The sequence below is a fragment of the Sphingomonas sp. AP28 genome, from assembly GCF_056680455.1.
In genome coordinates this window covers 339,009-363,162 of the sequence record NZ_CM155283.1, presented here as the reverse complement: position 1 = coordinate 363,162, position 24,154 = coordinate 339,009, and the positions used below count along the sequence as shown (strand labels likewise).

Here is a 24,154-nt window from a genome sequence, read left to right as displayed (position 1 = left end):
TCGGCGAGGCGGTATGGCGTGGGAGAGCGATGGTGAAAAAGCGTCTGCTACCAGTAGCGATCGTGGCAGGCGCCGGATTGGCGATGGCCGGGACCCTTAGCCTGTCAGCACGATCGGGACTTGAGCCGGGGTCAGCGCCAATTCGCATCGTCAGCGGAGCCATCGATACATCTGTGGTCACGCCGTCATCCGCCACCTCAACGGTCGCAGACCCGGACGCCTGCACCGCGCCGACCAACTCCGCCGGTTCGACCGAACCTACACCCGGGACGATCAAGTGCGGTCTACCCAGCCATGTGACCTTGCAGGATCGCGTGTGGTTCGGCGCCTATTGGCAGCTGCTCACCACGCCGATCGTCCTCGGCGGTAGCTACGTCAACGCGCGCGTCGAACGGACCAGTGACGGCGACTTCTTCGACGGCATCGTCGATAAGGTTGACGCCGACGGCCGGGTTACGGACGTCATCCTGGCTTTCGCCGGCGCGCAGGGGCTCGACGCCGTCCAAGGTGAATCGGTCCTCGCGGGCATTCCCCTCGACGAGGCGGCGCGCGCGACGCAGGTCTACGACCGGCTGCTGAACGATCCGCGCTATGCCAATGCGCGCATTCACGTCACCGGGCATTCGCTTGGCACCGGCTATACCCAATATATCCTGGCCTATGCGCTCAAGACGCACGGCGTGGCCGCAACCGACGCGCGGTCCGACTTCCTCGCATTCGGCGCGCCCAACTGGCTTGCGTCTTCGGCCGCACACTTCAACATCGATCCGGAGATTGCGGCGACGCGCATGGTCGACTTCACCGCCGCGAACGATCCGGTACTGCTGAACGGCGTGGTGCGGATCGGCATCAACAACTATCTGCCCGCGTTCACCGGGCTACCCGGGCTCGGCGCCGCGATCGACGTCATCGGCGCGCACTGGCCGACCACCTACGCCGCCGCGCTCGGCCTGCCCGACTGGCTGTCGGCGGCCGACCAGAAGGCGGCAACCAACGCACTCAGCGCACAGTTCAAGACGGGCGACTCGATCTCCCCCACCTACGGACCGGCGGGCGGCATGCCGCTGACGGTCGACGGCAGCGGCAAGGCCGAATGGGTCGCGGGACTGGCGGGGGCAGACCGGCTGATCGGCCACGGCGGCGGCGACGTGCTGACCGGCGGGGCCGGCGCCGATCGCTTCGTCTATCTCGATCGCAGCGATAGCGGCACCTCGCCAGATGGCGAAGATCGGATCACCGACTTCTCGCAGTCCGAAGGCGATCGCATCGATCTGTCGGCGCTCGCCATGCTACCACTCAAGTTCATGGGCACAGCGCCGTTCACCGGACCAGGCCAAGTCCGCACAGCGTTCGAAGGCGGTACAACGCTGGTAATGGTCAACCTGGACGGCGACCCGTCACCCGAGTCCATCATCCGACTGAGCGGCACCATCGCGTTAACGTCGCGGGACTTCATCTTGTAATGGGCGAGGCACGCAAATGAGCGCAAAACCATGATGCGACTTCGACGGGCGAACAATGTTGCCGACCTGCGCCTGATGGCGCGCAAGCAGCTGCCGCGGCCGATCTTCGACTATATCGACGGTGGTGCCGACGACGAGGTGTCGCTGCACCGAAACGTCGGCGCTTTCTCGAACTACGAGCTGGTGCCGGACGTGCTGAACGACGTCTCGACTATCCGGACCGGCACGACGCTGTTCGGACAGCCATCGCACTGGCCGCTGATGCTGGCGCCAACCGGTCTCACCCGTATGTTCCACGGCCATGCCGAACTCGCGGTCGCGCGCGCTGCCGCACGGCACGGCATCCTCTACAGCCTGTCGACGATGGGAACGACGCGCTTGGAAGACCTTGCCCAGGCATTCTCCGGCCCCAAGGTCTTCCAGATCTACATCTTCAAGGACCGCGGCCTGACCGCGGAGTTCGTCGCGCGCTGCCGCGACGCTGGCTTCCACGGACTGGCGCTGACCGTCGACACGCCCGTCGCCGGCAACCGCGAGCGAGACCGGCGCAGCGGGCTGTCCCTGCCGCCCAAGCTCACGCTCAAGTCGCTTCTAAGCTTTGCGCGCCACCCCTCCTGGTCGCTGCCCGCGCTGACCGGCTCCAAATTCGATCTCGCGAACGTCAGCCATAAGATCGACGCGCTGGCATCGGGGCCGATGAGCCTGTTCGACTATATCGGCGGCCAGTTCGATCGCTCGATCGGCTGGCGCGAGGTCGAATGGCTCGCCCGCGAATGGAACGGGCCGCTCGCAATCAAGGGCGTGATGACACCCGAGGACGCGCGCCGGTCGATCGCGTCGGGCGCGACCGGCGTGATGGTGTCCAACCACGGCGGCCGCCAACTCGACGGAGCGCCCGCGCCGATCGACCAGATCGCGGCCGTCCGCGACGCCGTCGGCGATGCGCCCGACGTCATCTGCGACGGCGGCATCAGGCGCGGGTCGGACATTGTGAAGGCATTGGCGCTGGGCGCCACCGCCTGTTCGATCGGACGTCCCTATCTGTACGGCCTGGCGGCAGGCGGAGAGGCCGGCGTCGACCGCGCGCTAACGCTGCTGACCGAGGAGTTCGAGCGAACGATGACGCTGACCGGCGTCAACGATGTCGCCACCCTGTCCCGCCGCCACGTCCGGCTGAACCGCGCTTAGCCGAAAAATCCCGCTTCCCTGTCAGCCAGCCTAGTCAGGTCGCACGTGTCGGTGACATCAGTGATCGTGCTAAGCTGAAGTCTACGGCCTATCCGACGATGGCCACCCCACGGCCTCGCCGGTGCTTGACATATATCCGTTACGCATATTACTTATGCGCTCGAAGGATATATGAACGGTATGAACGAGACCGATTTTCTGGAAGGCTATGATCCGCATCGGTACGAGCGCCCGTCGGTCGCGGTCGATCTGATTCTGGCGAGCGTCGTCAACGGCAGGCCTGCAGCATTGCTGATGCAGCGTTCCGAGCATCCTTGCCTGGGTGCATGGTCCCTGCCCGGCGGGTTCGTTCGTATCGACGAGAGCCTCGATGCGGCGGCACACCGCGTGCTCGCAACGAAAGTGCGGATGGCGGACGCGTATGTCGAGCAGCTCTACACGTTCGGCACGGTCGACCGCGACCCGCGCGCCCGGGTCATCAGCGTCGCGTACTTCGCGCTGTTGCCCCCTGCCCGCTTCGCAGCCGCGCTGAAGGCCGCGCCCGACCTGTTGCTGGCCGAGATCATCGTCCCCTGGTCCGGCGAGACCGGTGGTCCGGTCGAGGCACGATCGCAGGAGGGCGACGCGCTGCCGCTGGCCTTCGACCATGCCGACATGCTCGGACTGGCTATGCTGCGGCTGCGCGGCAAGCTCGATTATTCGGACGTTGCCTTCGCACTGCTGCCCGAGCGCTTCACGCTGCGGGCGCTGCAGGACGTCCACGAGACGATCCTCGGGCGATCGCTCAACAAGCCGGCCTTTCGCCGCCGCATGCTCGCCACGAACACGCTGGTCGCGACCGGCGAGCGCGAGACCGGTGCCTCGTTCCGCCCCGCCGAACTCTTTCGCCACCATTCGACACAGGAGTAACCGTCATGGCCTCGATCAAGAACCTCGGTTTCCTCGCGCAACTTCGCAGCGATGCGAGCAACCACGTCATCCGCTACCGCAGCGGCAAAGCGAAGCAGAGCGGCCGCGGACTGGTATTCTGGTTCCGCCCGGAAACCGCGAGCATCGCCGAGCTGCCGATGGACGACCGCGAGATGGCGGTGTTCGTGAAGGGCCGGAGCCAGGATTTCCAGAGCGTGGCGATCCAGGGTACGCTGACCTGGCACGTCGCCGATCCCGAACTGCTCGCCTCGCGCGTCGATTTCAGCCTCGGCCTGCTTACCGGTGCCTATAAGAGCGAACCGATCCAGCGGATCGAGACCCGGCTCGCGGGGCTCGTCAACCAGGCGGCGCTGCAATATCTCGCGCAAGGATCGGTGCGGACGCTGCTCGATGCCGGTCCCGAGCCGCTGCGCCACCAGCTCGAAGCTGCGCTCGCTAACGATCCGGCGCTGAACGAAATCGGCATCGCGGTCACCGCGGTTCGCCTGACCAACCTCGCGCCTTCGAGCGAACTCGAACGCGCGCTGCAGACTCCGACGTTCGAGGCATTGCAGCAAAAGGCCGACCAGGCGACGTTCGAACGCCGCGCGCTCGCGGTCGAGAAGGAACGTGCGATCGCCGAGAACGAACTCGCCAACCGGACCGAACTCGCACGCCGCGAGATGCTGCTCATCACGCAGGAGGCGGAGAACGCACGCAACCGCGCGACCGGCTTGGCCGAGGCGCAGCAGGTCGAGGCCGGGGCGGAAGCCGAGCGCATCCGCACGGTGGAAAGCGCCAAGGCGGAAGCGGAGCAGGCGCGGATGACGATCTACCGCGACCTGCCACCAGGCGTGATGCTCGGGCTCGCCGCGCGCGAACTGGCGGGCAAGCTCGATACGATCGAGCATTTGAACATCACGCCCGACCTGCTCGCGACCGTGCTGGACGGGTTTCGCAATGCCCCGCCAGCCCAGCCTGCGCTGTCCCGCTGATGGCGACCAACGCACCGCGCGCGGTCTTCGTCACGCGCGAGACCGACTATGACCTCCTGCTCGCGCGGCACGCGACGCGCGGGCAGGCGAAGTTCTTTCTCGAGACGCGGGGCCAGGACATCGACGCGATCGAGGATCGACACCGCCGGTTCCACGCCACGCTGCACGAAGCCCGTTCGCTCGTCCCCGACGACTGGCGCCAGGCGAGTGTCGCGCGTGCCGACCTCGATCGGTTCCTGTTCGGCCCCGAGGACGTGATCGTCGCCGTCGGGCAGGACGGGCTGGTCGCCAACGTCGCAAAGTATCTCGACGGGCAGCCCGTGCTCGGGCTCAACCCTGCCCCCGACCTGTACGACGGGGTGTTGGTCCGCGTGCCGCTCGCAAGCCTGTCCGCGTTGCTGCCTGCGAGCGTCGCAGGTGCGGCGCCCGCCGAGCAGCGGACGATGGTCGAGGCGCGACTGGACACCGGCGAGCGGCTGCTAGCGCTGAACGAGGTGTTCGTCGGTCATCGCAGCCACCAGTCCGCGCGCTACCGGATCACGTGCGGCGACCAGGCCGAGGATCACTCGTCGAGTGGATTGATCGTCGCGTCGGGCACCGGGGCGACGGGCTGGGCACGCTCGATCATGGAGGCGACGCATGCCGTCCTCCCGCTCGACCCTCAGGAGCGCGCGGTGGGCTTCTTCGTCCGCGAACCCTTTCCCAGCGTGGCGACAGCGACCTCGCTTCGTGCCGGCAAGCTTTCAGGGATGCCGCTCGCGGTCACGTCGCGGATGAACGAAGGCGGAGTGATCTTCGCGGATGGCGTCGAACAGGACTTCTTCGCCTTCGACTGGGGCCGCGGCGTCACCATCGCCCCTGCTTCCCGCACCCTCCACCTCGTCACCGGCTGAGGACGCATATGGTCTGTTCAAACAGAGTCGATTTTGATGGTGTGATCGCAGTTCGTGCCGAACGGGAAATCCGAGGTTCGATTACGATCCGGATACGACCGGCTTCCCCCGGATCGCCAAGAAAATAGCCAGAGAGCTGTCGGTCGTCCGCCCCACGTCCGGCCTTCAACCGGTCCGCAATCGATCGCGTCCACCAGACGCAATTTTTCGACGAATTTTCCTTGAATTAGCATTCTCAGGCCAAGTCTAATTACGAAAAATATGATCCAGGTTACAAGGCTCAGTTTGGTGCTCAACTGCTGTGGACCGGCATCATTGCTGCCCCTCCGAGAATAGCAACATATGTAATTCCCGGAGCACTTTAGCGGCAATTTTCGCAGACATCGGTGGACTTTACTTAGCGGATAGTTAGCCACGCGCTCTGTTTTGAGAGGACGTAGTTATGGGCGAACGGGTCGGGATCGCGGTGATCGGACTGAATGGCGCGGTGGCCACCACCGCGGCGGCGGGGATCGCGATGATCCGCGCGGGATCGAACGACCTGTCGGGCCTGCCGCTCGCCAGCCGCGACGTCGAGGGGATGGCGGCTTATCGCGACCTCTACTTCGGCGGGTGGGATCTCAGCCATGACGATCTGGCGACCGCCGCGCTGAAGCATGGCGTGCTGACCGAGAGCGAACTCGCCAACGGTGCGTCGAGCCTGTCCGAGATGCGGCCCTGGCCGGCGGTCGGCTCGACCGATTTCTGTGCGAACATCGATGGCGCGCACAAGATCGCGGCGCCCGGCCACCGTGCCGCAGTCCAGCACATCCAGGACGATCTCGCGCGGTTCAAGAGCGAGCAGAATCTCGACCGAGTGGTGATGATCAATCTCGCCTCGACCGAGCGCAAGGCCGATCTGGGTGCGGATGCGCTGACCAGCGTCGAGGGGTTCGAGCGTGGTCTGGATGCCGACGACGCGGCGATCAGCCCGGCTATGCTCTATGCCTATGCCGCGATCGCCAGCGACACGCCCTACGCCAATTTCACGCCGTCGGTCGCCGCCGACGTCGCACCGCTCGCCGAACTGGCGCGCCAGCGCGGCGTGCCGATCGCGGGCAAGGACGGCAAGACCGGCCAGACGTTGCTGAAGACGGTGATCGCGCCGGCGCTGCGTGATCGCGCGCTGCATGTCGACGGCTGGTTCTCGACCAATATCCTCGGCAATTCGGACGGCCTCGCGCTCGACGATCCCAAGAGCCTCGCGTCGAAGGTCGATACCAAGAAGTCGGTGCTTGACCAGATCCTCGGCTATCCGGTCGAGGATCACATCATCATGATCCATTATTACAAGCCGCGCGGCGACAACAAGGAAGCGTGGGACAACATCGACCTTACTGGCTTCCTCGGCCAGAAGATGCAGCTGAAGCTGAACTTCCTGTGCAAGGATTCGGTGCTCGCTGCACCGCTCGCGATCGAGATCGCGCGGTGCCTGGCGCTGTCGCAATCGCGTGGCGAGGGCGGCGTGCAGGACCAGATGGGGATCTTCTTCAAGATGCCGCAGACCGCCGATGGCGGCGAGCCGATCCACGCGTTCGGCGAGCAGCAGTTGATCCTCGACACCTGGCTCGACCGCCGGTGACATTCGATGCTGCGTCCCTGCCGCTATTGCGCGAACTGGGCGACCTGAAGCGGATCCGTTCGGCGGAGCGTGACGGGTCGATCGCCGAGCGGTTGTTCGCGCGCGGCTGGGCGGCGTTGGCGACGGGTGATGCGGTGGCGGCGGTGATGCGGCGGACTGTTGCAGCTGCGCTGGCGGCGGCGCGGCTGGGTGATCTCGATCGTGCCACGCTGGCCGAGCTTGGCCTGTCGGACGCGGAAGCGACCGCGGTGCTTGAGCGCGGTTTCGACGAAGTAGCGGTGTCGCTCGAGCCGGCACTCGCGGCTGACCTGCGTGGGGCTCTCGAGGAGGGCGCGCCCTCGGCGGGGCCGGTGCCGCGGTTCGTGGCGCAGCTTGCAACCCAGCCGCGCGCGGGCGTCACCTGTCCGGGTCGGCCTCGTTTGTTGCTCCAGCCGCCGGAGAACCATGCCGAGCATTGCATGATCGTCGCGGTGTACGGCGTGCTTGCGGCGCCCGGTTATGGCGCGGATCCGGCGGAGGTATTCCTCGCGTCGATGGCGCATCATTTCCACAATGCGGCGATGCCCGACGCGGGGTTCACCGGCGAAGTGCTGCTCGGCGACCTGCTCGACCGCGTGATTGACGCTGCGCGCGAACAGGCGATGGCGATGCTCGATCCGGCGGTGGCGGCGCAGGTTCGCGCGGCGATCGCGCCGATTGCGGGTGACGCGACGCCGGCGGCGCGCGCGTTTCATGCTGCCGACGTGCTCGACCGCGTGCTGGAGATCGAACAGCACCTGCGTGCGTCCTCGGCAACGATGGACTCCGTCCTTCACACCTACGAACTCGTGCATGCGGGTCCCGTGAAGGGCTTTCACGATCGCGTTCTCGCGGACGTCGGCCTGCTGTGAATTACCGCTCGCCGGTCACCGGACGGCCGCTCGTTGCGGATACGCCGTATTCGCTGGCCGCACCCGGTGAGCGATGGCCGGTGGTCGACGGCATTCCGTATCTACGGACCGATAGCGAAGGTCTGGTGGCGGTCGCGCTTGACCATCTCGATGCGGCCTGCCCGGACGATGCTCTTGTCGCATTGCTCACGGACCAGGATGCGTGGTGGACTGGCCCCGCGACCGATCTGGGTGAGCTGAAACAGCTGGTTCGCGAGCGTGACACGTTGTCGTTGCGCGCGGCGATGGGGCTGCTCCGGATGGGGCCGGTAGCTGATTATTTTGCGCATCGCTGGAGCGATCCGACGTACCTTGCCGGGCTCGCGCTGGTCGAGGCACATTGGGGGGAGCCGGGTACCGGGTTCGAACTGGCGTGCGGGATCGGTCATCATCTCCGCGAATTGTCCGCGCGCGGCGTCGCGTGCGTCGGCGCGGACGTCGTGTTTTCGAAATGCTGGTTGGCGAAGAACTGGGTCGCGCCGGCCGCCGACTATGTCGTGTTCGACGCGGCAGCACGCTGGCCGGTCGAGGCTCAGCGCTTCGATCTCGTCGCATGTCACGACGCCTTCTATTTTCTGCCCGATCAGCCGCGAATAGCCGGGCTGTTGCGCGATGCCGTCGCACCCGGTGGCGTGCTCGCGGTAAGCCATCTTCACAACGCCGCCGTCTCTGGCGGGGCAATGGGACCGGCACGCGCTTCGTCCGAATGGGCAGCGCTGTTCCCCGATGCGGTCATTTATGACGAGCGCGAGTTGCGGCGGGCTCTGCTCGCGAGCGATGCGCCCGTGGCGACTGCGTGGTCCGACGATCCGACAATCGAGGCGTGGTCGATCGTCAAGGGGAGTGGCGCGGCGCGTCCGCTGACCGGTGGGCTAGCGATGCCGGTTGCCGACGCGGTCCTACAGCCGAACCCATTGCTCGACGGCGAAACGCCGCGCTGGCCTTCCGAGCGCTATCGCGCGGAATATGGTGAAGCGGCCACATGGCTGTCGGATAGCGGTGACGCGGCGCGGAACCGTCGGGTCCTCGACCTGCCGGCGCGGTGGTGAGCATGCGGTGGGGCATCGTCGGCTTCGGCTGGGTCGCGCGTGACTATAAGGCGCCGGGCATTGCCGCGGCTGGCGGGACGGTGGTCGCGATCGCCGACCCCTCGCCAATGGCGCAGGCCAGCGCGATGTCGGGCGGCATCCTCGCCTACGATACCGCCGAAGCGATGCTGGCCGACGCAGCGCTCGACTGCATTTACGTCGCCACGCCCAACAATCGCCACGCCGACCCGGTCCGCGCGGCCGTTGCGGCGGGCGTGCCGGTGCTTTGCGAAAAACCGATCGCCGCGACGCTGGACGATGCCGAAACGATCGGCGCGGCGGTTACGGGACATCTCTACGGTACGGCGTTCGACCAGCGTCACCACCCCGCGCACCGGGCGATGGCAGAAGCGATCCGCGACGGCACAATCGGCCGACCGATCGCGGTACGGATCGTGTATGCGTGCTGGGTCGACCCGAGCTGGTCGCCAGACGATGCCGGCGGTTGCAACTGGCGCGCCGACCCGGCCGCGGCGGGCGGCGGTGCGGTCATCGACCTCGCGCTCCACGGCCTCGATCTCACCACGATGCTAGTCGACGAACCGCTCGATCGCCTGCATATCGACCTGCAACGGCGCATCCACGACTATCCGGTCGACGATGGCGGCATCCTATCGGGCCGCACCGCAGGCGGCATCCTGGTCCAGAGCCACGTCGCGTATAACTGCCCCGAAGTCCTGCCCCGCCGTCGCCTCGAGATCCTCGGCAAGGACGGTTTGCTCGTCGCGACCGACACGATGGGCCAGACTGCGGGTGGCACCGTGATCCGCCGTTGCGCCCGCACCGGGGAGGAGACCGCCCTCCCCTTCGACGCAGCGCTGTCGCCCTTCACCGCGCAGGCCGCTGCATTCGCTGCCGCCGTTCGCGGCGACGCGCATGATTTCTCCATTGACCGGGACCTGTCGCTGATGCGCCTTTTCGACGCCGCCTATACCGGGGCGCGAGCATGCCTCTAAGCTGGTATGCCTGCGCGCATTGCGGTTTCTGGCAGCGGCATTTCGCGCCCGCCGATTGCCCGGTGTGCAACGATACGCGCAACGATCTGCCCGAGGACGGTTGGCGTTTCCTCCCCGAACAGGACGTCGCCGCAACCCACGACGGCAGCTGGCGACAGGTTTCCGACGATCTCTGGGCATTCACCACGACACCGCATCTCGGGCTCGGCGGTACGGGCTGGCTGATCGTCCGAGAGGGCGGCAACATCGCTTTCGAGGCCGCGCCCTATTATTCCCCCGCGATGCTCGAACAGGTCGCGCGGCTCGGCGGGATCCGCTATCTCGCGGCCAGTCACGCGCATGGCTATGGCGCGCTGTTCCAGCTTCAGCGCGACTGCGCGCCGGAGATGCTAGCCATCCACAAGGACGACCTCGGCATGACCAAGGCGTTCCGCGTCACGACGCCCTATGACGATGTGCTGGAGATCGCGCCGGGCTATACGCTGCACCACGTCGGCGGCCATTACGAAGGCCAGGCGGCGCTCCACGACGCGGTCGGCAAGCGCCTGTTCTGCGGCGACATGTTCAAGATCGACCAGGACGCGGCAGGCGTCAGCCACGCGATCTCGAGTCACAAGGCGTTCCACAAGGACATCCCGCTGACCCACGGCGAGCTCCGCCAGTATCGAGACGTGATCGCACCGCTCGCGTTCGATGCCGTCCTAACCCCGTTCGAATATGCACCCGAAGTCGGTCGCGATGTCGCCGTCGCCGTGCTCGACGAGGCGCTGGCCCGTGCGCCGGGCGTGAAGAGGATCCCGCTATGACCCGCACTATCACCGGCCTTCCCGAACAGCTGGGCACAGCCTGCCACCTCTATCTCGACGCCTTCCCCGCCGGCGACATCGTCGCGTTTCCGATCGACGGGATCGACCGCGTGGGTATCCCGGTCTGGGTAGTCGCGCTGTTCCCGGAGACAGCGGACCTGGACGGCATCATGCCGTACGGCGTCGGCTATGGCGCGACCGACGAGGCCGCAATCCTGGGTGCGCTGGGCGAGATCGCCGAGATGGTCTGGCCGACGCTGACCTTGTCGGCGCGCGGCAAGACGCACGGCAGCTACGCCGACCTCGTCCGCGAACGCGGCAATCGGGGTATCGCCGATCCGCTGACGCTCTGCCTTCCCGCAGGATCGCCGGTCGACCGCAATGCGCCGCTAGACTGGGTCGAGGCCAGGCGGTGGGCGGACGGCTCCAGCGTCCTCGTACCGATCGACCTTGCCGCGTATTCCGCCAAAGAACTAGCGCCCGGCTACGTGCCGTTCACGACGATCATCTCGAACGGGATGGGCGCGGGGCCGGACCTCGACTGGGCGATCGGGCATGGATTGTGCGAGATCCTCCAGCGCGACGGCAACGGGTTGCTGTTCCGCGCGCTCGACCGCGGCGTCGCGATCGACTTGCCCGAAAGCGTGCCAGCCGAAATCGGCGACCTGATCAACCGGTTCGCCGCCGCCGACGTCCGCGTGATCCCCAAGTTCGCGACCGACGAATTCGGCCTCGCCAACGTCTATTGCGTCGGTGTCGATGCGCGCGAACCCGCGATGCCGATCATGGCGACGGCGTGCGGCGAGGCGGCACATCCCGACGCGGTGCAGGCCTTGGCCAAGGCGATCGCCGAATACGCCGCCAGCCGCGCCCGCAAGGCGTTCGCGCACGGCCCGATGGCGCTTGCCGAGACGATCGCCCCGCGCGGCTATATCGACCGGTTCATGGCGCAGGCCGGCGGTGCAGCGAAATCGACCGACGGCCGCGCGTTTTCGGAAATGCAGCGCTGGACCGATGTCGACGCAGCGACGCTCAGGGACTGGCTCGCCAGCACGATGCTCGCCGAACGCAGCCGCCGCGATTTTGAGGACTTGCCGCGCGCGGATGTTCCCGATGCTCGGGCTCGCGGACACCTCGCGAGAGAGGCCGTCGAGGCGGCGGGCTTCGACATTCTTTACGTCGACATGTCCCCGGCGGATGCCAGCGTCGCGGTCGTCAAGGTGATCGTGCCGGGCATGGAAGTGGAGACGATGAGCTATTACCGGATCGGCGAACGCAACGTCGCCAAGCTGGTCGCGCTGGACAGCCCGCTGGTCAGCTTCGGCGGCGAGGAAAGCGCGACCCGCCGGCCCGTCCGCCTCACCGAGGAAGCAGTCGCGCGGCTCGGCGGCCAGCCGTTCTTCGATACGGCATTGGCGGACGAGATCGTCGGCCCGCTCTATCCGCTCTATCGCGAGCCGGAAGCGCATCACGTCGCCTGGTCGGAACAGGGCCTCGAGACGGAGGTGGCACGATGACGCTGCGCTTCGCCTACAACACCAACGGTGCAGCCAACCACCGGCTCGACGATGCGCTGCACCTGATCGCGGACGCAGGCTATGACGGCGTCGCGCTGACGCTGGATCATCACCACCTCGATCCGTTTGCCGACGGCTGGGCGCGAGAGGCGGAGCGGGTCGGCGGGCTGCTGCGGTCGCTCGGGCTGGGGTCGGTGATCGAGACCGGTGCGCGCTACCTGCTCGACCCGCGCGACAAGCATGAGCCGACTTTGGTCACCGCCGATCCCGCCGGCCGGGACCGGCGCGTCGCGTTCCTCGCACGCGCACTGGAGATCGCCGCGATCCTGAATGCCGAGACGGTATCGTTCTGGGCGGGTGTGTCGAAGCCCGACGTTAGCCGCGCGGACGCTCTCGACTGGCTCGACGCCGGGCTCGGCAAGGTCGTCGAGCACGCCGTCCGTGTCGGCGTTCCCGTCAGCCTCGAACCCGAACCAGGCATGCTGATCGAGACCGTGGCCGATTACGACCGTCTCGCGATCCGCCACCCGCATCTCTGGCTAGCGCTCGACACCGGCCATTGCCTCGTCACGCAAGATATCACGCCCGACGCGGCGATCCACGCCTATGCCGATCGTCTCGGCACCGTAGCGGTCGAGGACATGCGCCGCGGTGATCACACGCATCTTCCCTTCGGTCAGGGCGACATGGACATCCCCGCCATCCTCACCGCGCTGCAGTCGATCGGCTTCGACAAGCTGGTCTGCGTCGAGCTGTCGCGCGAGAGCCCGCGTGCGCATCAGGCGATCCCGGAATCGATCGCCTACCTGCGGGCGGCCCTGTCCTGATGCGGATCTGCTTCGTCTCGCGTCGCTTTTTTCCCGCGATCTCGGGGATGTCGATCTACGCGATCAACCTGCTGCGCCAGCTCGTCTCGGCGGGCCACGACGTGACGATGATCAGCCAATATTACGGCGATCCAGCGCGCGCGCGCGTCTACGGCGGCGGCCCCCCGCCGCCTGTGCCGGGCGTGCGCGTCGTTGGGCTCGAAGCGCTGGGCGAACAGGAGGGCGGTGACTTCGAGCGCGATATCGACGCGATCGTCGAGGCCATCGCGCGCGACCATGCCGTGCATCCGTTCGACATGCTCCACGCGCAATATGGCTATCCGACCGGTTGGGCGACGATAATCGCGGCCCACCGCCTCGGCCTGCCCTGCGTCGTGTCGATCCAGGGCGGCGACGGGCATTGGGTCGGCTCGTGCTGCGAGACGCACCGTCTCGCGATGGTCCGCGTGCTCGATAACGCCGGCGCGCTGCTGATCGGCGGCATCAGCTTCGCGGGCGAAGTCCACGACCGGCTCGGCACTCCGCTCGACCGGTTCACGATCGTTCCGGGCGCCGTCGATACCGACCATTTCACGCCGGCATCGAAAGCAGCGGCCGAAGGTCCGGTCCGCCTGCTCTATCACGGCCGCGTCGACCGCCGCAAAGGCGTGCTCGACTTCCTCCAGGCGCTGCCGGACGTCGGCGGCGACTGGCACGCGACCATCTCCGGCATCGGTCCCGACGTTGACCCCGCTCAGGCGCTCGCGGTTGAGCTTGGGCTCACCGACCGCGTGACGTTCAGCGGCTATGCGGATTATGACGCGGTCCCCGAACTCTACCGTGCACACGACGTGTTCGTGTCGCCGACCTATGCCGAGGGGTTTTCGAACACGATCCTCGAAGCGATGGCTTGCGGCCTTGCCGTCGTCTCGTGCCACGCCGTCGGCGTCGTCGACTGCGTCCGCGACGACGAGAATGGCCTGTTGACCGATCCCGGCGACGTGCCCGCGCTGGTCGCCTCGCTGACCCGCGTCATCACCGATACGAGCCTCCGTCTGCGCCTCGCGACGGCCGCGCTGGAAGAATGCCGCCGGGTGTATAGTTGGGACGCGGTCGGGCAACAGATCGTCGGCATCTACCGCGACCTGCGTAACCAGCCGCAAGCCGCCTTCGACACCGACCTGCCGATTACGCCCTGCCGTTTCCGCAGCGAGCCGCATCTGCTGTGACCGACCAATGAAGCTGCTCGCGATATCACCGCATCTGGACGATGCTGCCTTCTCCGCCGGCGGGCTGCTGGCGTCGCGCGTCGATCAGGGCTGGGACGTCACGGTGGCGACCTGCCTCACCGGCAACGTAACGCAACCGACCGGGTTCGCGCTCGCGTGCCAGTTCGACAAGGGTCTGAGCGCGGACGTGGATTACATGGCGTTGCGCCGTGGCGAGGATCTGGCCGCATGTCGGGCACTCGGTGCGCGCGCGGTCCATCTGCCGTTCCTGGAAGCGCCGCATCGTGGCTACACATCGGCAAGGATGTTGTTCGAAGCGCGCTTGCCCGGTGACCGGATCGCAGACGACGTAGCCGCCGCGCTAACCTTGCTTATCGCATCGGAACGACCCGACCTCGTCCTCGGTCCGCTATGCCTTGGCAACCATGTCGACCACCACGTCGTTCTGGATGCGATGCGGCAATCGTGCGCCGCGCATACCGTGTTGCTATGGGAAGACTGGCCTTATGCCGATCGCGAAGACCGGGTTGCCGCCATGCCGGCGGTGACCGAAGACCTGACGCCTGAAACGCGGGCGCGTCGCGTCGCGGCCTGCGCTGCCTATACGTCGCAACTGGGCTTCCAGTTCGGCGGCGTCGAGGCGATGACCGAGCGCACCGCGCGGATCAGCGAAGAACGCTTTTACGCGCTTCACGCGCGTTGATCGGCCAGCCGCCACCACCGCCGCCGTGTCCACCTACTTCAAGCAGAGCTGTTTCCATGACCGAAGTTTCCGTCGTCACCCTCGGGAAGGGACGTCCCGACCATCTCGTCAATGTCGTCCGCGGGCTGATGCGCCAGACGCTGATGCCGACCGAGTTGATCGTCGCGGTGATGCAGGACGATTTGTACGAGCTGCCCGAGGCACCGTTCCCGATCCGCCAGATGCAAGTCGTTGCCGATGCCCTACCGCTCGCCTCGGCACGCAACGTCGCGGCGCGCGCGGCAATGGGCGATATCATCGTCTTCCTCGACATGGACTGCATCCCGACGCCCACGCTGGTGGCCGATTATGCCGGTTTCCTCGACACGTTCGACGGGCTGCTGATGGGAGAAGTTCTGTACCTGCCAGGCGGCGCGACCGACGGCGACTGGCAGTATGACCGGTTCGCGGAGATCGCGGTGAAGCATTCGGACCGCCGCGGTCCCCCGCCGCAGGGGATCGAGATCTGCACCGACTATCGCTGTTTCTGGTCGCTCAACTTCGCGATGCGGCGGACGACGTTCCTCGGCCTCGGCGGGTTCGACGAGCGCTATGTTGGCTATGGCGGCGAGGACACCGATTTCGGCAAGGCGCTCGACGAGGCGGGCATACCCATCGCGTGGATCAAGGGCGGCCTGGCCTATCATCAATACCACCCTCACCACATGCCGCCTGTCCACCACCTCGACAGCGTGGTCCGCAATGCCGAGTTGTTCGAGACCAAATGGGGCTATCGGACGATGGGCCACTGGCTCCAGGCCTTCCGCCTGATGGGCCTGATCGATCCCACCCCGGGTCGGCCGATCCGAATCCTGCGCCGTCCCGACGCCGCCGACCTCGCGCTGACCGGGCAGCAGAGCCACCAGCCCTATGCCAATACCGCGACCGTCATTCGCCTACTGGAAGACCGGCTGGCGGCAAGCGAGAGAGCCGCGGCGGCCGAATGAGGATCGCGGTCCTCTGTCATGTCCGCCAGCCTATCGCGCAGCCGTTCGCCGGCGGGATGGAATCGCAATGCTGGCATCTGGCAGCCGGTCTCCAGGCGCGTGGCCACGACGTGGTGCTGTTCGCTTCTGGAGACAGCGACCCTCGGTTTACGATCAATGCCGTGATCCCCGAGCATTACGAACGAACCTTCCCCGGCGCCGAGCATCGCGGCTTCACACCATTGATCGCGTATCTGGACGATGCCTACGAAGCGGCCTGCGACCGGATCGCCGCGGGTGGCTTCGACGTCGTGCACAACAACAGCCTGCACCGCTTCCCGCTGGAGCCGGCCCGGACTGCCAGGATCCCGACCGTCACGTCGCTGCACGTCCCGCCCTATGACGCGCTCCGATGGTTCGTGCATGCCAGCGTCGCGCCGACCCACCGCCTGACCGCGACCTCGGCACACCAGCTCGCTGCCTGGTGGCCCGATGGTGCACCGAACGAAGCCACCGTCCTGCACAACGGCATCGACCCCGCCGCGTGGCCGTTCGTCGCGCACGGCGATGGCAGCGCGGTCTGGTGCGGAAGGATGACGCCGGACAAGGCTCCGCATCTGGCAGCGCAGGCAGCGCGGATGGCGGGCATCCCCCTCACGCTGTTCGGACCGATCGAGGACCGCGACTATTGGGACGCGCATGTCGCATCGCTGCTGGACGGCAGCATCCGATACGGCGGGCATCTTGGCGCCACCGCGCTCGCGACGGAGATGGGTCGCGCCTCGGTGTTCGTGTTCACGCCGTGCTGGGACGAGCCGTTCGGCCTGGTCGCCATCGAAGCGATGGCATGCGGCCTGCCGGTCGCGGCGTTCGACCGCGGCGCCCTGCGCGAAATAATCGGGGACGCGGGATGTTTCGCGCCGCCCGGCGATATTGCGGCACTAGCCCGTACCGTCACCGAAGCGGCCCAACGCCCCCGCCAACCGCAGCGCGACCGGGTCGAGTCGGCCTTCACGCGTGATCGGTGGCTCGATCGATGCGAAGCCCTTTACCGTGAAGTGATCAGCAACGCGCCAAGGCAGTCTGCATGACGGCCGAAGACCATCTGAAAGAGCAGCGCGCCCTGCTCGCCACATTCTATCGCACCCATGTTTCGCTCGGTTCACGGTACGCGCTGGTCGACTTTCCGGACCATGCGAACGTCGGCGACAGCGCGATCTGGCTCGGCGAGCTCTCGCTGCTACGCCAGATAACGGGGCACGACCCCTGCTACGTCTCGACTTGGCACGACTTCGATCTCGATGCCTTCCGCGCCGCCTGCCCCGACGGCATCCTGTTTCTGCATGGCGGCGGCAACCTCGGCGACATCTGGCCGCATCACCAACGGTTTCGCGAGGATATCCTGGCAAATGTCCGCGACCGAGCGGTCGTGCAACTCCCGCAGTCGATCCATTTTCGCTTGCTTGCCGAGGTGGATCGGTTCGCCGCGCTCGTCGCAGACCATCCCGACTTCGTCCTGTACGTCCGCGATACCCGCAGCCTGGACTTCGCCCGCAAGCATCTGGCCTGCCCGTCGCACCTCGCCCCGGACTCGGCGTATGCGCTGCGCGAGCAATTGCGCGGGGAAGCGCAATGCGACGTGCTGATGCTGATGCGTACCGACGACGAGCGGCAGGGCTATGCGATATCACGGGCCAATCCAGCGACCGTCGTCGATTGGCTGGAGGATGACGCCGATCTACCGATTGGGGTCGACGCCAAAGCACGCGAAGCCCAAGCCGTCGCACGCGTCAAACGCGGGCTGCGATTGCTCACGCGGGGCCGGGTCGTCGTGACGGACCGGTTGCACGGCCACATCCTCGCCGACCTGCTCGGCATTCCGCACGTCGTTCTCGACAATGACTACGGCAAGATCGCCGCGTATCTCGACGCTTGGCCTGCCCCGGACTCGATCGTGACGAGGGCCTCGACGATCGAACACGCCATGGTTCTTGCCAAGCAGCGCGTCGGCACGCGGTGACTGCCGCCATCGACGTCAGCTTGCTCGTCTGCACGCGCAATCGCGCTAGCTCGCTGGCAGCGACGCTAGAGTCCGTGGAGCGCGCGGCAGCGTATGCTGGATACACGACCGTGGAAATCGTCCTGGTCGATAATGGCTCGGTCGACGACACGCAGCAGCGATTGGCGCAGTGGCAAGCCAGACAGGCTTTCCCCGTCCACCTCGTCCACGAACCGAACCCCGGGCTCGCCCGAGCGCGCAACACCGGGCTCGCGCACTGCACCGGGCGCATCATCGCGATGACAGACGACGACTGTGTCCTGCATCAAGACTATTTCGCCGCCGTCTGTGCGGCGTTCGAAAGAATCAGCGGGCCGGCGATCATCGGCGGTCGCATCCTGCTCGGCAACCCGGCCGATCTCCCCGTCACGATCAAGCTTGAGGACCATCCCATGGTCGCACCGTCGCGCGGGTTTCCGGGCGGGTTCATCATGGGGGCAAATCTGGCGTTCACCGCGGATGTCCTACGGTTGACGGGACGCTTCGACGAACGGTTCGGGGCTGGCGCGCCATTCGTGTCCGCGGAGGATACGGATTTCCTGTTTCGTGCAGCAGGCCTCGGCATTGCGGTGCTCTACGACCCCCTGATGGTCGTCGATCATCACCATGGGCGCCGTGATACTGAAGACGAGACTCGATTGCTGGCAGGCTACAGCTTCGGCGACGGTGCGCTGTACGCGAAGTACCTCTTCTCCGATCGGCGAGCGCTATGCGCCATTCTCGACGATATATGTGCAGTGCGCCTCGACGTGACACGGCCCGTAACGACACACACTGGCATCACGTGGTTCTACTGGTTCCGGCTCCGTCACAAGGCCAGGGGCTTCGCCTATTTCTGGTGGGTCGCACGCCGGTCGAAACTGCGGCTTGTCTAGCGACCGATCGCTCGGCGCATGATGCTGCAATATCAGAGGATTGTCATCAAAGATGCGCGGCATCGGGCTTGGCAGTCCGGGCTACCGCACCATATCCTCAGCATGGGCGGGCGCGTAAAACGATTGGCAGGGCTGAAGCAGGCCAAGGTACGATCGCGCGCGACCGACGACGTCGAGCGCTGCGCGCCTGTGCGAGCGTGTTCTCGGTAGAAAGGTGGAATTGCATCACCGCATTCCGAAAAGTCGCGGGGGTACCGAGGTATTGCCGGTTCATCCGATCTGCCACCGGATCATTGACGCCAGCGTTTCCAACCAGGATCTCGCGACGACCTTCGCCGATCTCGACGTCCTGCGAGCACGCCCGGACATTAGTCGCTTCCTGCGCTGGATCGCCGACAAGCCCGCGGATTTTCACGCCCCCACCCGTCGGCCCGATCCGCGCTAGGATTGCCCGCCTGTACGAACGCCCGATCGTCCCGCGCGGACTTGCTCGTCGGCGGCACTTAACGACCGACGGACCGTTCCTTCAGCGACCCGAACAGCAGGACGCGCTCCATGACCGAAGATCCCCGCACCATCCATCCCACGAGCTTTCCCGACGAACCGCAGCAGCCCCGCCCCGGGCTTGTCGCGAACATGAAAACCAAGCCGGACCACGGCGAGGAAAGCTATGTCGGCAAGGGCCTCCTCAAGGGTAAGGTCGCGCTGATCACCGGCGGTGACTCCGGGATCGGCAAGGCCGTCGCCATCGCCTATGCGCGGGAGGGCGCGGACGTCGCGATATCGTACCTCCCCGTCGAGCAGGACGACGCAGAAGATACGCAAGTCTGGGTGGAGAAGGCGGGACAGCGCTGCGTTCTCCTGCCGGGCGACATTCGCGACCGGGATCACTGCGTGACGCTGGTGGAGCGCACTGTCGGTGAGCTTGGCGGGATCGACATACTGGTCAACAACGCCGCCGCACAGACGATGAACGAGGATCTGGATAGCGTCGACGACGACGAAATGCAGGGCGCGTTCGCTGCCAACGTGTTCGCGATGATACGCCTGGCAAAGGCGGCGGCGCCGCACATGAAGCCGGGATCCGCGATCGTGAACACGACCAGCGAGCAGGCCAAGGTCGCAACCAAGAGCATGATCGTCTATGCGGCCACCAAAGGTGCGATCTCCAGCCTGACGGTGGGCCTCTCAAATCTGCTCGTCGCGAAGGGCATCCGCGTCAATGCAGTGGCTCCCGGCCCGATCTGGACCCCGATCCAGCCGATCGCGAAGTCGCCGGAGGAACTTGAAAAGCTGGGCCAGAATACTCCGCTGGGTCGCGCGGGACAGCCTGCCGAACTGGCACCTGCCTACGTCCTCCTCGCGTCGGCGGAGGGGAGCTACATGACCGGGGCAGTGATCGCGGTCACCGGAGGCGTGCCGATCAACTGATACGAAAAGCCGCAGTCAGGGCACGAACCCTGGACCTTAACTAAGACTTGGCCGTGACGCTCATGGAGGGCGTCACGGTTGTACGGAGGTTTCCATGCCCTCGAAGATTGATGATCGCGAACGTCAAGCTTGCTTCTGGACGACCCTGCGATCGGCGGTTCGCCCGGCGAGTGCACGGCGTCGCGATGGTAGACCCCACCACGGCGTTCCCGGCGACAGATGGTGCTCGTGATGATAGCCGCCGAAGTGGAAACAGGTCAGCAACGACAATGCGGGGCCTATCTCGATACTGTGAGCGCGATGGGCGTCCGCGAATGGCGTCTCGCGCTCCCGATGCGGTAGCCATGTTCCGAAGACGAACAATTGCGCCACCGCCCCCAGGGCCGGCAACGCCCAGAATATGACGATGTTGCCGAGCGGCGCCCCGAGCCACACCGTGTAGATTAGCGCCACCACGGTGATCCGAACGATCTGCCCGTGAGAATAATAGGTCTTGAAGAACTGCAGGAACCAACCGCCGAGGCTTGGATCACCACCGTGAAAATCGGGATCGCCCGCTCTTCCGGTTTCCTTGTGATGCATATGATGCTGCGGCAGCAGCGTCGCGTATGACAGGCAGGCGTAAAGCGAAAGACACGTCGCACCGATCGCTCGGTTCAGCCTCGGACGGTCGGGCGCCAGCGCGCCGTGCATCGCATCGTGCGCGACGATGAACAATCCCGTACTGAGCCATGTCTGGATGACGACCATCATGACGGCCAACGGAATTGCAGCCGCAGTCCAACGCCAGAAGAATATGCCGGTTATGTGGATCGCAAGCCAGGCCACGACGATCGCCGCAGCCAACGATACGCCAATTCGCGTCTGGCGCCTCATGGCCTGCGATCGGGGAACCGCCACGCTCACTTCTTCACGTCTGCCGTGACGAGGTTTCCCGCCTGGTCGGAACGTACCGCACGCCGCTGCGGGTCGGCGTTCGCTCGCAACTGCGCCTTAAGTACGGCAGGCTTACGCGCGAACAGGAAGCCATGGCTGACGGTACCGTCCTTGCCCTCGACCGCATGATGCAGACGATGCGCTTGCAGCAGCCGCTTGAAATACCCCTGCTTGGGTACCCAGCGAAAGCCGCCACGTTGATGCACCAGCATGTCGTGGACGAACGCGTAGATGCCGCCGTAGACCGTGATGCCGAGCGCCGCCCACCAGAGCGGCTCCCACCAAAGGCCGACGACGAACAGCATGATCGGCACGATCGCGAAGACGACCGCATACAGGTCGTTTTTTTCGAACCAGCCTTCGTGATCCTCGTGATGCGACTTGTGCCAGCCCCAGCCCCAACCATGCATGATATAGCGATGCGCCGCCCAAGCGAAGCACTCCATGAACAGGACCATGAAGACGACGATCGCGAGTTTCTCGAACCAGCTCACTTCGCTCGATCGCACGAACTGACGGTGGACGGGGGCAACGAATTCAACATGATCCACACATAACCTTTCGCTACGACCGATGCGAGGGCACTCGGCGACAAAAATCCAAAGTCCGTGGCGACCATGCGATTTCTGTCCGAGGCCACCTCGTCTCCCAGGACGCACGATGTCCGGCTGACCTGCGCGAAAACGTCCTGCCTGGGCACCGCATGGCGGCATGCGGCGTTCGACCGGTATGACTGCCCTATCGTTTCGCGCCGACCACCGGGATACTCCCTCATGGGTATTGATCGCGGCCATGCTGGCATGCTTTCTTGCCGCGCAGTATCACCACCGCTTCACGGTGGATCCGATCCGCGCCGCCCCCGCGGTGGCGGTGCTGATGGCGCTCGGCATCGCGCTGGCGATCGGCAGGTCCACGGCGCGACCTCGCCTGGCTGCCGGCGCGAGGGCCTTCCTCCAGATGACGCTGTTCACGGTCCTCGGTGTCGTCCTCGCGTATGCGTTGGCGGCAAACGCCGGCCCGCTGTGGGACGCCCGCCTGGCCGCCGCCGACCGTGCCATCGGCTTCAACTGGCCGGCAGCACGCGCAATCCTCGACACATGCCCTCCCGCGATCTGGCTCCTCGGTCTCGCATATCACAGCCTGACCGTGCAGATGATCGTCATCATCGTAGCATTGAGCAGCACGAGTAAATTCGAAACATTGAGGACGATGGTCTGCGCGGCGATCATGTCCGGCTTCGTCACGATCCTGATTTCGGGCTTCACCCCGGCAATGGGCAATCTGTTCGATCCATCCGGGTACGTGCATCTCTGGCCGTCCATAGCGTGGCTGGAACAGGGTTTGATATCCGGGCTGCGGGATGGATCGCTACGGGTTCTGGATCTTACGATGCTCATGGGGATCGTCAGTTTTCCCAGCTTTCATGCGACGCTCGCGGCCATCTTCGTCTGGGCGTTCGGCGCGGTACCACGTCTTGCCCTGCCGGGCCGTGCATGGGCGATACTCACGATCGTCGCGACGCCAATCTTTGGCGGTCACTACGGGGTCGACGTCATCATGGGGCTGTTGCTCGCGCCGCCTGCCATCATTGCAGGCCGCCGCATCACGCAGCGCAAGCAGGCTTCCCGTTTGATGGATTCAGCCTTGCCGGTATGACTTCGGTATCGCTGCGAAGGGCCGCATCGACCATCGCGGCCGACCCGGCGGCGCCCCCCGCCCCCGCCCCCGCCCTTGCCATCTCCGTGGCCAGCAACTTTGCCGCACGGCTGTATGCCGGATCCGTCAGTACGCGCCGCAACGCTGGTACGAGCCCCCCCTTGCCTGCTTCGACGGCCGATACGATGCAGGCCGCACCAATTCGCTTCAATCGCGCGGCGGTCGCGGGCTGTTCGAATGCCAGCGGCACCGCAACGATCGGAACGCCCGCAGCGAGCGCGTCCAGAACGGTGTTGAAGCCGCCGTGCAAAATCGCCGCCGAACACTGTGGCAGGATGCGAGTCTGAGGCCAGAATGCCCGCACCAGAGGCCTGCCAGGGAGCGAACTGGCCTCGCCGTCGCTCAACCCGCCGCCATGCGCAACCACCGCACGGGCGTCGACCGCTGCGCACGCAGCGGTCATCGCGGCGAACAATGATCGGCGGGCACCCTGCAACGACCCCAGCGAACAGAATATCAGCGGTCGGCCATCGTCTTCCGGAAGATGGACGTCAGGTTCGTCCAGCCGCCAAGGTGCGCCGTATCGAAAGCTCTGGGGCAATTCCGCGCGTGGAAAATCCAGGCCGGCCGGACATTGCGCGATCTGCAGGCGGTCCGACCATCGGTGCCGAGGGTCGGGATCGAGCCTCCAGCGGCGCGCATAGGATGCCACGACCTTGGTGATCGGTCGCATCAGCAGGTCGCTGACCGCGTATCCACCATTGTTGCGGCGGCGACCTGCCGCAGTCGCACGATACGCCCACCCCAGAAAGGGTGGCGGCACCATCGGCTCCCTGAGCAACGGCAGTCCGGTGACTGCAGTCACGAACGGCAATCGGAGATGCCGCGCCACCAGCGCACCGGCCGGCTCGACGGAGTCGGCGAGGACCGCATCGACCCCAAGCCTCGACAGCGCTGCGGGAAGGGCCTCCAATAACAGTTCCGTCATGGACGCCGTGCCGCGGATCATTCTGGGCAGTCCGACCGGCCCGGAAGGCTGCGCTAACTTTCGATAATAGTCTATCAGCAAGCCCGGACAGTCGGCTGGGTGATCGAGCGCCGCAAACCCCACGCCGCACTCGGGTACCAA

24 protein-coding genes are annotated in these 24,154 nt (G+C 65.9%); 21 read left to right on the top strand and 3 right to left on the bottom strand.

Annotated features, from left to right (window positions below; genetic code table 11):
• Positions 1–173 precede the first annotated feature (173 nt).
• From AC1MH0_RS01575 to AC1MH0_RS01480, 20 genes are all read left to right on the top strand, one after another.
• Positions 174–1,463: a M10 family metallopeptidase C-terminal domain-containing protein gene (locus AC1MH0_RS01575; RefSeq protein WP_480964402.1), complete on the top strand. Its 1,290-nt coding sequence runs from the start codon at positions 174–176 to the stop codon at positions 1,461–1,463.
• A 30-nt stretch (positions 1,464–1,493) separates the two neighbouring features.
• Entirely contained in the window at positions 1,494–2,651 is a 1,158-nt protein-coding gene (locus AC1MH0_RS01570) for an alpha-hydroxy acid oxidase (protein WP_480964401.1), read from the top strand.
• 180 nt (positions 2,652–2,831) lie between these two features.
• Positions 2,832–3,560 carry an NUDIX hydrolase gene (locus AC1MH0_RS01565; RefSeq protein ID WP_480964400.1) on the top strand — a complete coding sequence of 243 codons (729 nt, stop codon included), beginning with the start codon at positions 2,832–2,834 and terminating at the stop codon, positions 3,558–3,560.
• A gap of 5 nt (positions 3,561–3,565) precedes the next feature.
• Positions 3,566–4,555, top strand: coding sequence for an SPFH domain-containing protein (locus AC1MH0_RS01560; protein ID WP_480964399.1), 990 nt, complete (start codon positions 3,566–3,568; stop codon positions 4,553–4,555).
• Positions 4,555–5,448, top strand: coding sequence for an NAD(+)/NADH kinase (locus tag AC1MH0_RS01555; protein WP_480964398.1), 894 nt, complete (start codon positions 4,555–4,557; stop codon positions 5,446–5,448). The genes AC1MH0_RS01560 and AC1MH0_RS01555 overlap by 1 nt, the downstream gene beginning before the upstream one ends.
• 442 nt (positions 5,449–5,890) lie before the next feature.
• Positions 5,891–7,069: an inositol-3-phosphate synthase gene (locus tag AC1MH0_RS01550; protein ID WP_480964397.1), complete on the top strand. Its 1,179-nt coding sequence runs from the start codon at positions 5,891–5,893 to the stop codon at positions 7,067–7,069.
• A complete protein-coding gene (locus tag AC1MH0_RS01545) occupies positions 7,066–7,959 on the top strand; it encodes an HD domain-containing protein (protein ID WP_480964396.1) in 894 nt (297 codons plus the stop codon). The genes AC1MH0_RS01550 and AC1MH0_RS01545 overlap by 4 nt, the downstream gene beginning before the upstream one ends.
• On the top strand, positions 7,956–9,047 hold the full coding sequence (locus tag AC1MH0_RS01540; protein ID WP_480964395.1) for a class I SAM-dependent methyltransferase: 1,092 nt from the start codon (positions 7,956–7,958) through the stop codon (positions 9,045–9,047). The genes AC1MH0_RS01545 and AC1MH0_RS01540 overlap by 4 nt, the downstream gene beginning before the upstream one ends.
• Positions 9,048–9,049: 2 nt before the next feature.
• A complete protein-coding gene (locus tag AC1MH0_RS01535) occupies positions 9,050–10,042 on the top strand; it encodes a Gfo/Idh/MocA family protein (RefSeq protein ID WP_480965803.1) in 993 nt (330 codons plus the stop codon).
• The gene (locus tag AC1MH0_RS01530) at positions 10,033–10,848 is read left to right on the top strand and encodes an MBL fold metallo-hydrolase (RefSeq protein ID WP_480964394.1); all 816 of its coding nucleotides are present in this window, start codon (positions 10,033–10,035) and stop codon (positions 10,846–10,848) included. Before AC1MH0_RS01535 ends, AC1MH0_RS01530 begins: the two co-directional genes overlap by 10 nt.
• Complete coding sequence (locus AC1MH0_RS01525; protein ID WP_480964393.1) at positions 10,845–12,365, top strand: YcaO-like family protein; 1,521 nt, start codon at positions 10,845–10,847, stop codon at positions 12,363–12,365. The genes AC1MH0_RS01530 and AC1MH0_RS01525 overlap by 4 nt, the downstream gene beginning before the upstream one ends.
• On the top strand, positions 12,362–13,192 hold the full coding sequence (locus tag AC1MH0_RS01520) for a sugar phosphate isomerase/epimerase family protein (protein WP_480964392.1): 831 nt from the start codon (positions 12,362–12,364) through the stop codon (positions 13,190–13,192). Before AC1MH0_RS01525 ends, AC1MH0_RS01520 begins: the two co-directional genes overlap by 4 nt.
• A complete protein-coding gene (locus AC1MH0_RS01515; protein ID WP_480964391.1) occupies positions 13,192–14,400 on the top strand; it encodes a glycosyltransferase family 4 protein in 1,209 nt (402 codons plus the stop codon). Before AC1MH0_RS01520 ends, AC1MH0_RS01515 begins: the two co-directional genes overlap by 1 nt.
• Positions 14,401–14,407: 7 nt before the next feature.
• Complete coding sequence (locus AC1MH0_RS01510) at positions 14,408–15,103, top strand: PIG-L deacetylase family protein (RefSeq protein ID WP_480964390.1); 696 nt, start codon at positions 14,408–14,410, stop codon at positions 15,101–15,103.
• Between the two features lie 56 nt (positions 15,104–15,159).
• Positions 15,160–16,089, top strand: coding sequence for a galactosyltransferase-related protein (locus AC1MH0_RS01505; RefSeq protein WP_480964389.1), 930 nt, complete (start codon positions 15,160–15,162; stop codon positions 16,087–16,089).
• Entirely contained in the window at positions 16,086–17,159 is a 1,074-nt protein-coding gene (locus tag AC1MH0_RS01500) for a glycosyltransferase (protein ID WP_480964388.1), read from the top strand. Before AC1MH0_RS01505 ends, AC1MH0_RS01500 begins: the two co-directional genes overlap by 4 nt.
• Positions 17,156–18,088, top strand: coding sequence for a polysaccharide pyruvyl transferase family protein (locus AC1MH0_RS01495; protein WP_480964387.1), 933 nt, complete (start codon positions 17,156–17,158; stop codon positions 18,086–18,088). Before AC1MH0_RS01500 ends, AC1MH0_RS01495 begins: the two co-directional genes overlap by 4 nt.
• Entirely contained in the window at positions 18,085–19,002 is a 918-nt protein-coding gene (locus AC1MH0_RS01490; protein WP_480964386.1) for a glycosyltransferase family 2 protein, read from the top strand. Before AC1MH0_RS01495 ends, AC1MH0_RS01490 begins: the two co-directional genes overlap by 4 nt.
• A gap of 262 nt (positions 19,003–19,264) precedes the next feature.
• Entirely contained in the window at positions 19,265–19,447 is a 183-nt protein-coding gene (locus AC1MH0_RS01485) for a hypothetical protein (RefSeq protein WP_480964385.1), read from the top strand.
• A 110-nt stretch (positions 19,448–19,557) separates the two neighbouring features.
• Complete coding sequence (locus AC1MH0_RS01480) at positions 19,558–20,433, top strand: SDR family oxidoreductase (RefSeq protein WP_480964384.1); 876 nt, start codon at positions 19,558–19,560, stop codon at positions 20,431–20,433.
• A gap of 123 nt (positions 20,434–20,556) precedes the next feature.
• Here AC1MH0_RS01480 and AC1MH0_RS01475 read toward each other — a convergent pair whose 3' ends face one another.
• Positions 20,557–21,309, bottom strand: coding sequence for a fatty acid desaturase (locus AC1MH0_RS01475; RefSeq protein ID WP_480964383.1), 753 nt, complete (start codon positions 21,307–21,309; stop codon positions 20,557–20,559).
• Between the two features lie 26 nt (positions 21,310–21,335).
• Positions 21,336–21,827: a sterol desaturase family protein gene (locus AC1MH0_RS01470; RefSeq protein WP_480965802.1), complete on the bottom strand. Its 492-nt coding sequence runs from the start codon at positions 21,825–21,827 to the stop codon at positions 21,336–21,338.
• 334 nt (positions 21,828–22,161) lie between these two features.
• Between AC1MH0_RS01470 and AC1MH0_RS01465 the strand changes: the two genes are divergently transcribed.
• Positions 22,162–23,025: a phosphatase PAP2 family protein gene (locus AC1MH0_RS01465; RefSeq protein WP_480964382.1), complete on the top strand. Its 864-nt coding sequence runs from the start codon at positions 22,162–22,164 to the stop codon at positions 23,023–23,025.
• Here the strand turns inward: AC1MH0_RS01465 and AC1MH0_RS01460 are convergent.
• The gene (locus tag AC1MH0_RS01460) at positions 22,973–24,013 is read right to left on the bottom strand and encodes a glycosyltransferase (protein ID WP_480964381.1); all 1,041 of its coding nucleotides are present in this window, start codon (positions 24,011–24,013) and stop codon (positions 22,973–22,975) included. The genes AC1MH0_RS01465 and AC1MH0_RS01460 overlap by 53 nt on opposite strands.
• Positions 24,014–24,154 lie beyond the last annotated feature (141 nt).

Excerpts from the sequence above, each read along its gene's own strand:
- AC1MH0_RS01560 (WP_480964399.1), top strand. The coding sequence starts at position 3,566 with ATGGCCTCGATCAAGAACCTCGGTTTCCTCGCGCAACTTCGCAGCGAT.
- AC1MH0_RS01525 (WP_480964393.1), top strand. The coding sequence starts at position 10,845 with ATGACCCGCACTATCACCGGCCTTCCCGAACAGCTGGGCACAGCCTGC.
- AC1MH0_RS01530 (WP_480964394.1), top strand. The coding sequence starts at position 10,033 with ATGCCTCTAAGCTGGTATGCCTGCGCGCATTGCGGTTTCTGGCAGCGG.
- AC1MH0_RS01520 (WP_480964392.1), top strand. The coding sequence starts at position 12,362 with ATGACGCTGCGCTTCGCCTACAACACCAACGGTGCAGCCAACCACCGG.
- AC1MH0_RS01475 (WP_480964383.1), bottom strand. The coding sequence starts at position 21,309 with ATGAGGCGCCAGACGCGAATTGGCGTATCGTTGGCTGCGGCGATCGTC.
- AC1MH0_RS01510 (WP_480964390.1), top strand. The coding sequence starts at position 14,408 with ATGAAGCTGCTCGCGATATCACCGCATCTGGACGATGCTGCCTTCTCC.
- AC1MH0_RS01465 (WP_480964382.1), top strand. The coding sequence starts at position 22,162 with ATGCTGGCATGCTTTCTTGCCGCGCAGTATCACCACCGCTTCACGGTG.
- AC1MH0_RS01515 (WP_480964391.1), top strand. The coding sequence starts at position 13,192 with ATGCGGATCTGCTTCGTCTCGCGTCGCTTTTTTCCCGCGATCTCGGGG.
- AC1MH0_RS01460 (WP_480964381.1), bottom strand. The coding sequence starts at position 24,013 with ATGACGGAACTGTTATTGGAGGCCCTTCCCGCAGCGCTGTCGAGGCTT.
- AC1MH0_RS01480 (WP_480964384.1), top strand. The coding sequence starts at position 19,558 with ATGACCGAAGATCCCCGCACCATCCATCCCACGAGCTTTCCCGACGAA.
- AC1MH0_RS01570 (WP_480964401.1), top strand. The coding sequence starts at position 1,494 with ATGATGCGACTTCGACGGGCGAACAATGTTGCCGACCTGCGCCTGATG.
- AC1MH0_RS01565 (WP_480964400.1), top strand. The coding sequence starts at position 2,832 with ATGAACGAGACCGATTTTCTGGAAGGCTATGATCCGCATCGGTACGAG.
- AC1MH0_RS01535 (WP_480965803.1), top strand. The coding sequence starts at position 9,050 with ATGCGGTGGGGCATCGTCGGCTTCGGCTGGGTCGCGCGTGACTATAAG.
- AC1MH0_RS01505 (WP_480964389.1), top strand. The coding sequence starts at position 15,160 with ATGACCGAAGTTTCCGTCGTCACCCTCGGGAAGGGACGTCCCGACCAT.
- AC1MH0_RS01555 (WP_480964398.1), top strand. The coding sequence starts at position 4,555 with ATGGCGACCAACGCACCGCGCGCGGTCTTCGTCACGCGCGAGACCGAC.
- AC1MH0_RS01470 (WP_480965802.1), bottom strand. The coding sequence starts at position 21,827 with ATGGTCCTGTTCATGGAGTGCTTCGCTTGGGCGGCGCATCGCTATATC.
- AC1MH0_RS01500 (WP_480964388.1), top strand. The coding sequence starts at position 16,086 with ATGAGGATCGCGGTCCTCTGTCATGTCCGCCAGCCTATCGCGCAGCCG.
- AC1MH0_RS01495 (WP_480964387.1), top strand. The coding sequence starts at position 17,156 with ATGACGGCCGAAGACCATCTGAAAGAGCAGCGCGCCCTGCTCGCCACA.
- AC1MH0_RS01550 (WP_480964397.1), top strand. The coding sequence starts at position 5,891 with ATGGGCGAACGGGTCGGGATCGCGGTGATCGGACTGAATGGCGCGGTG.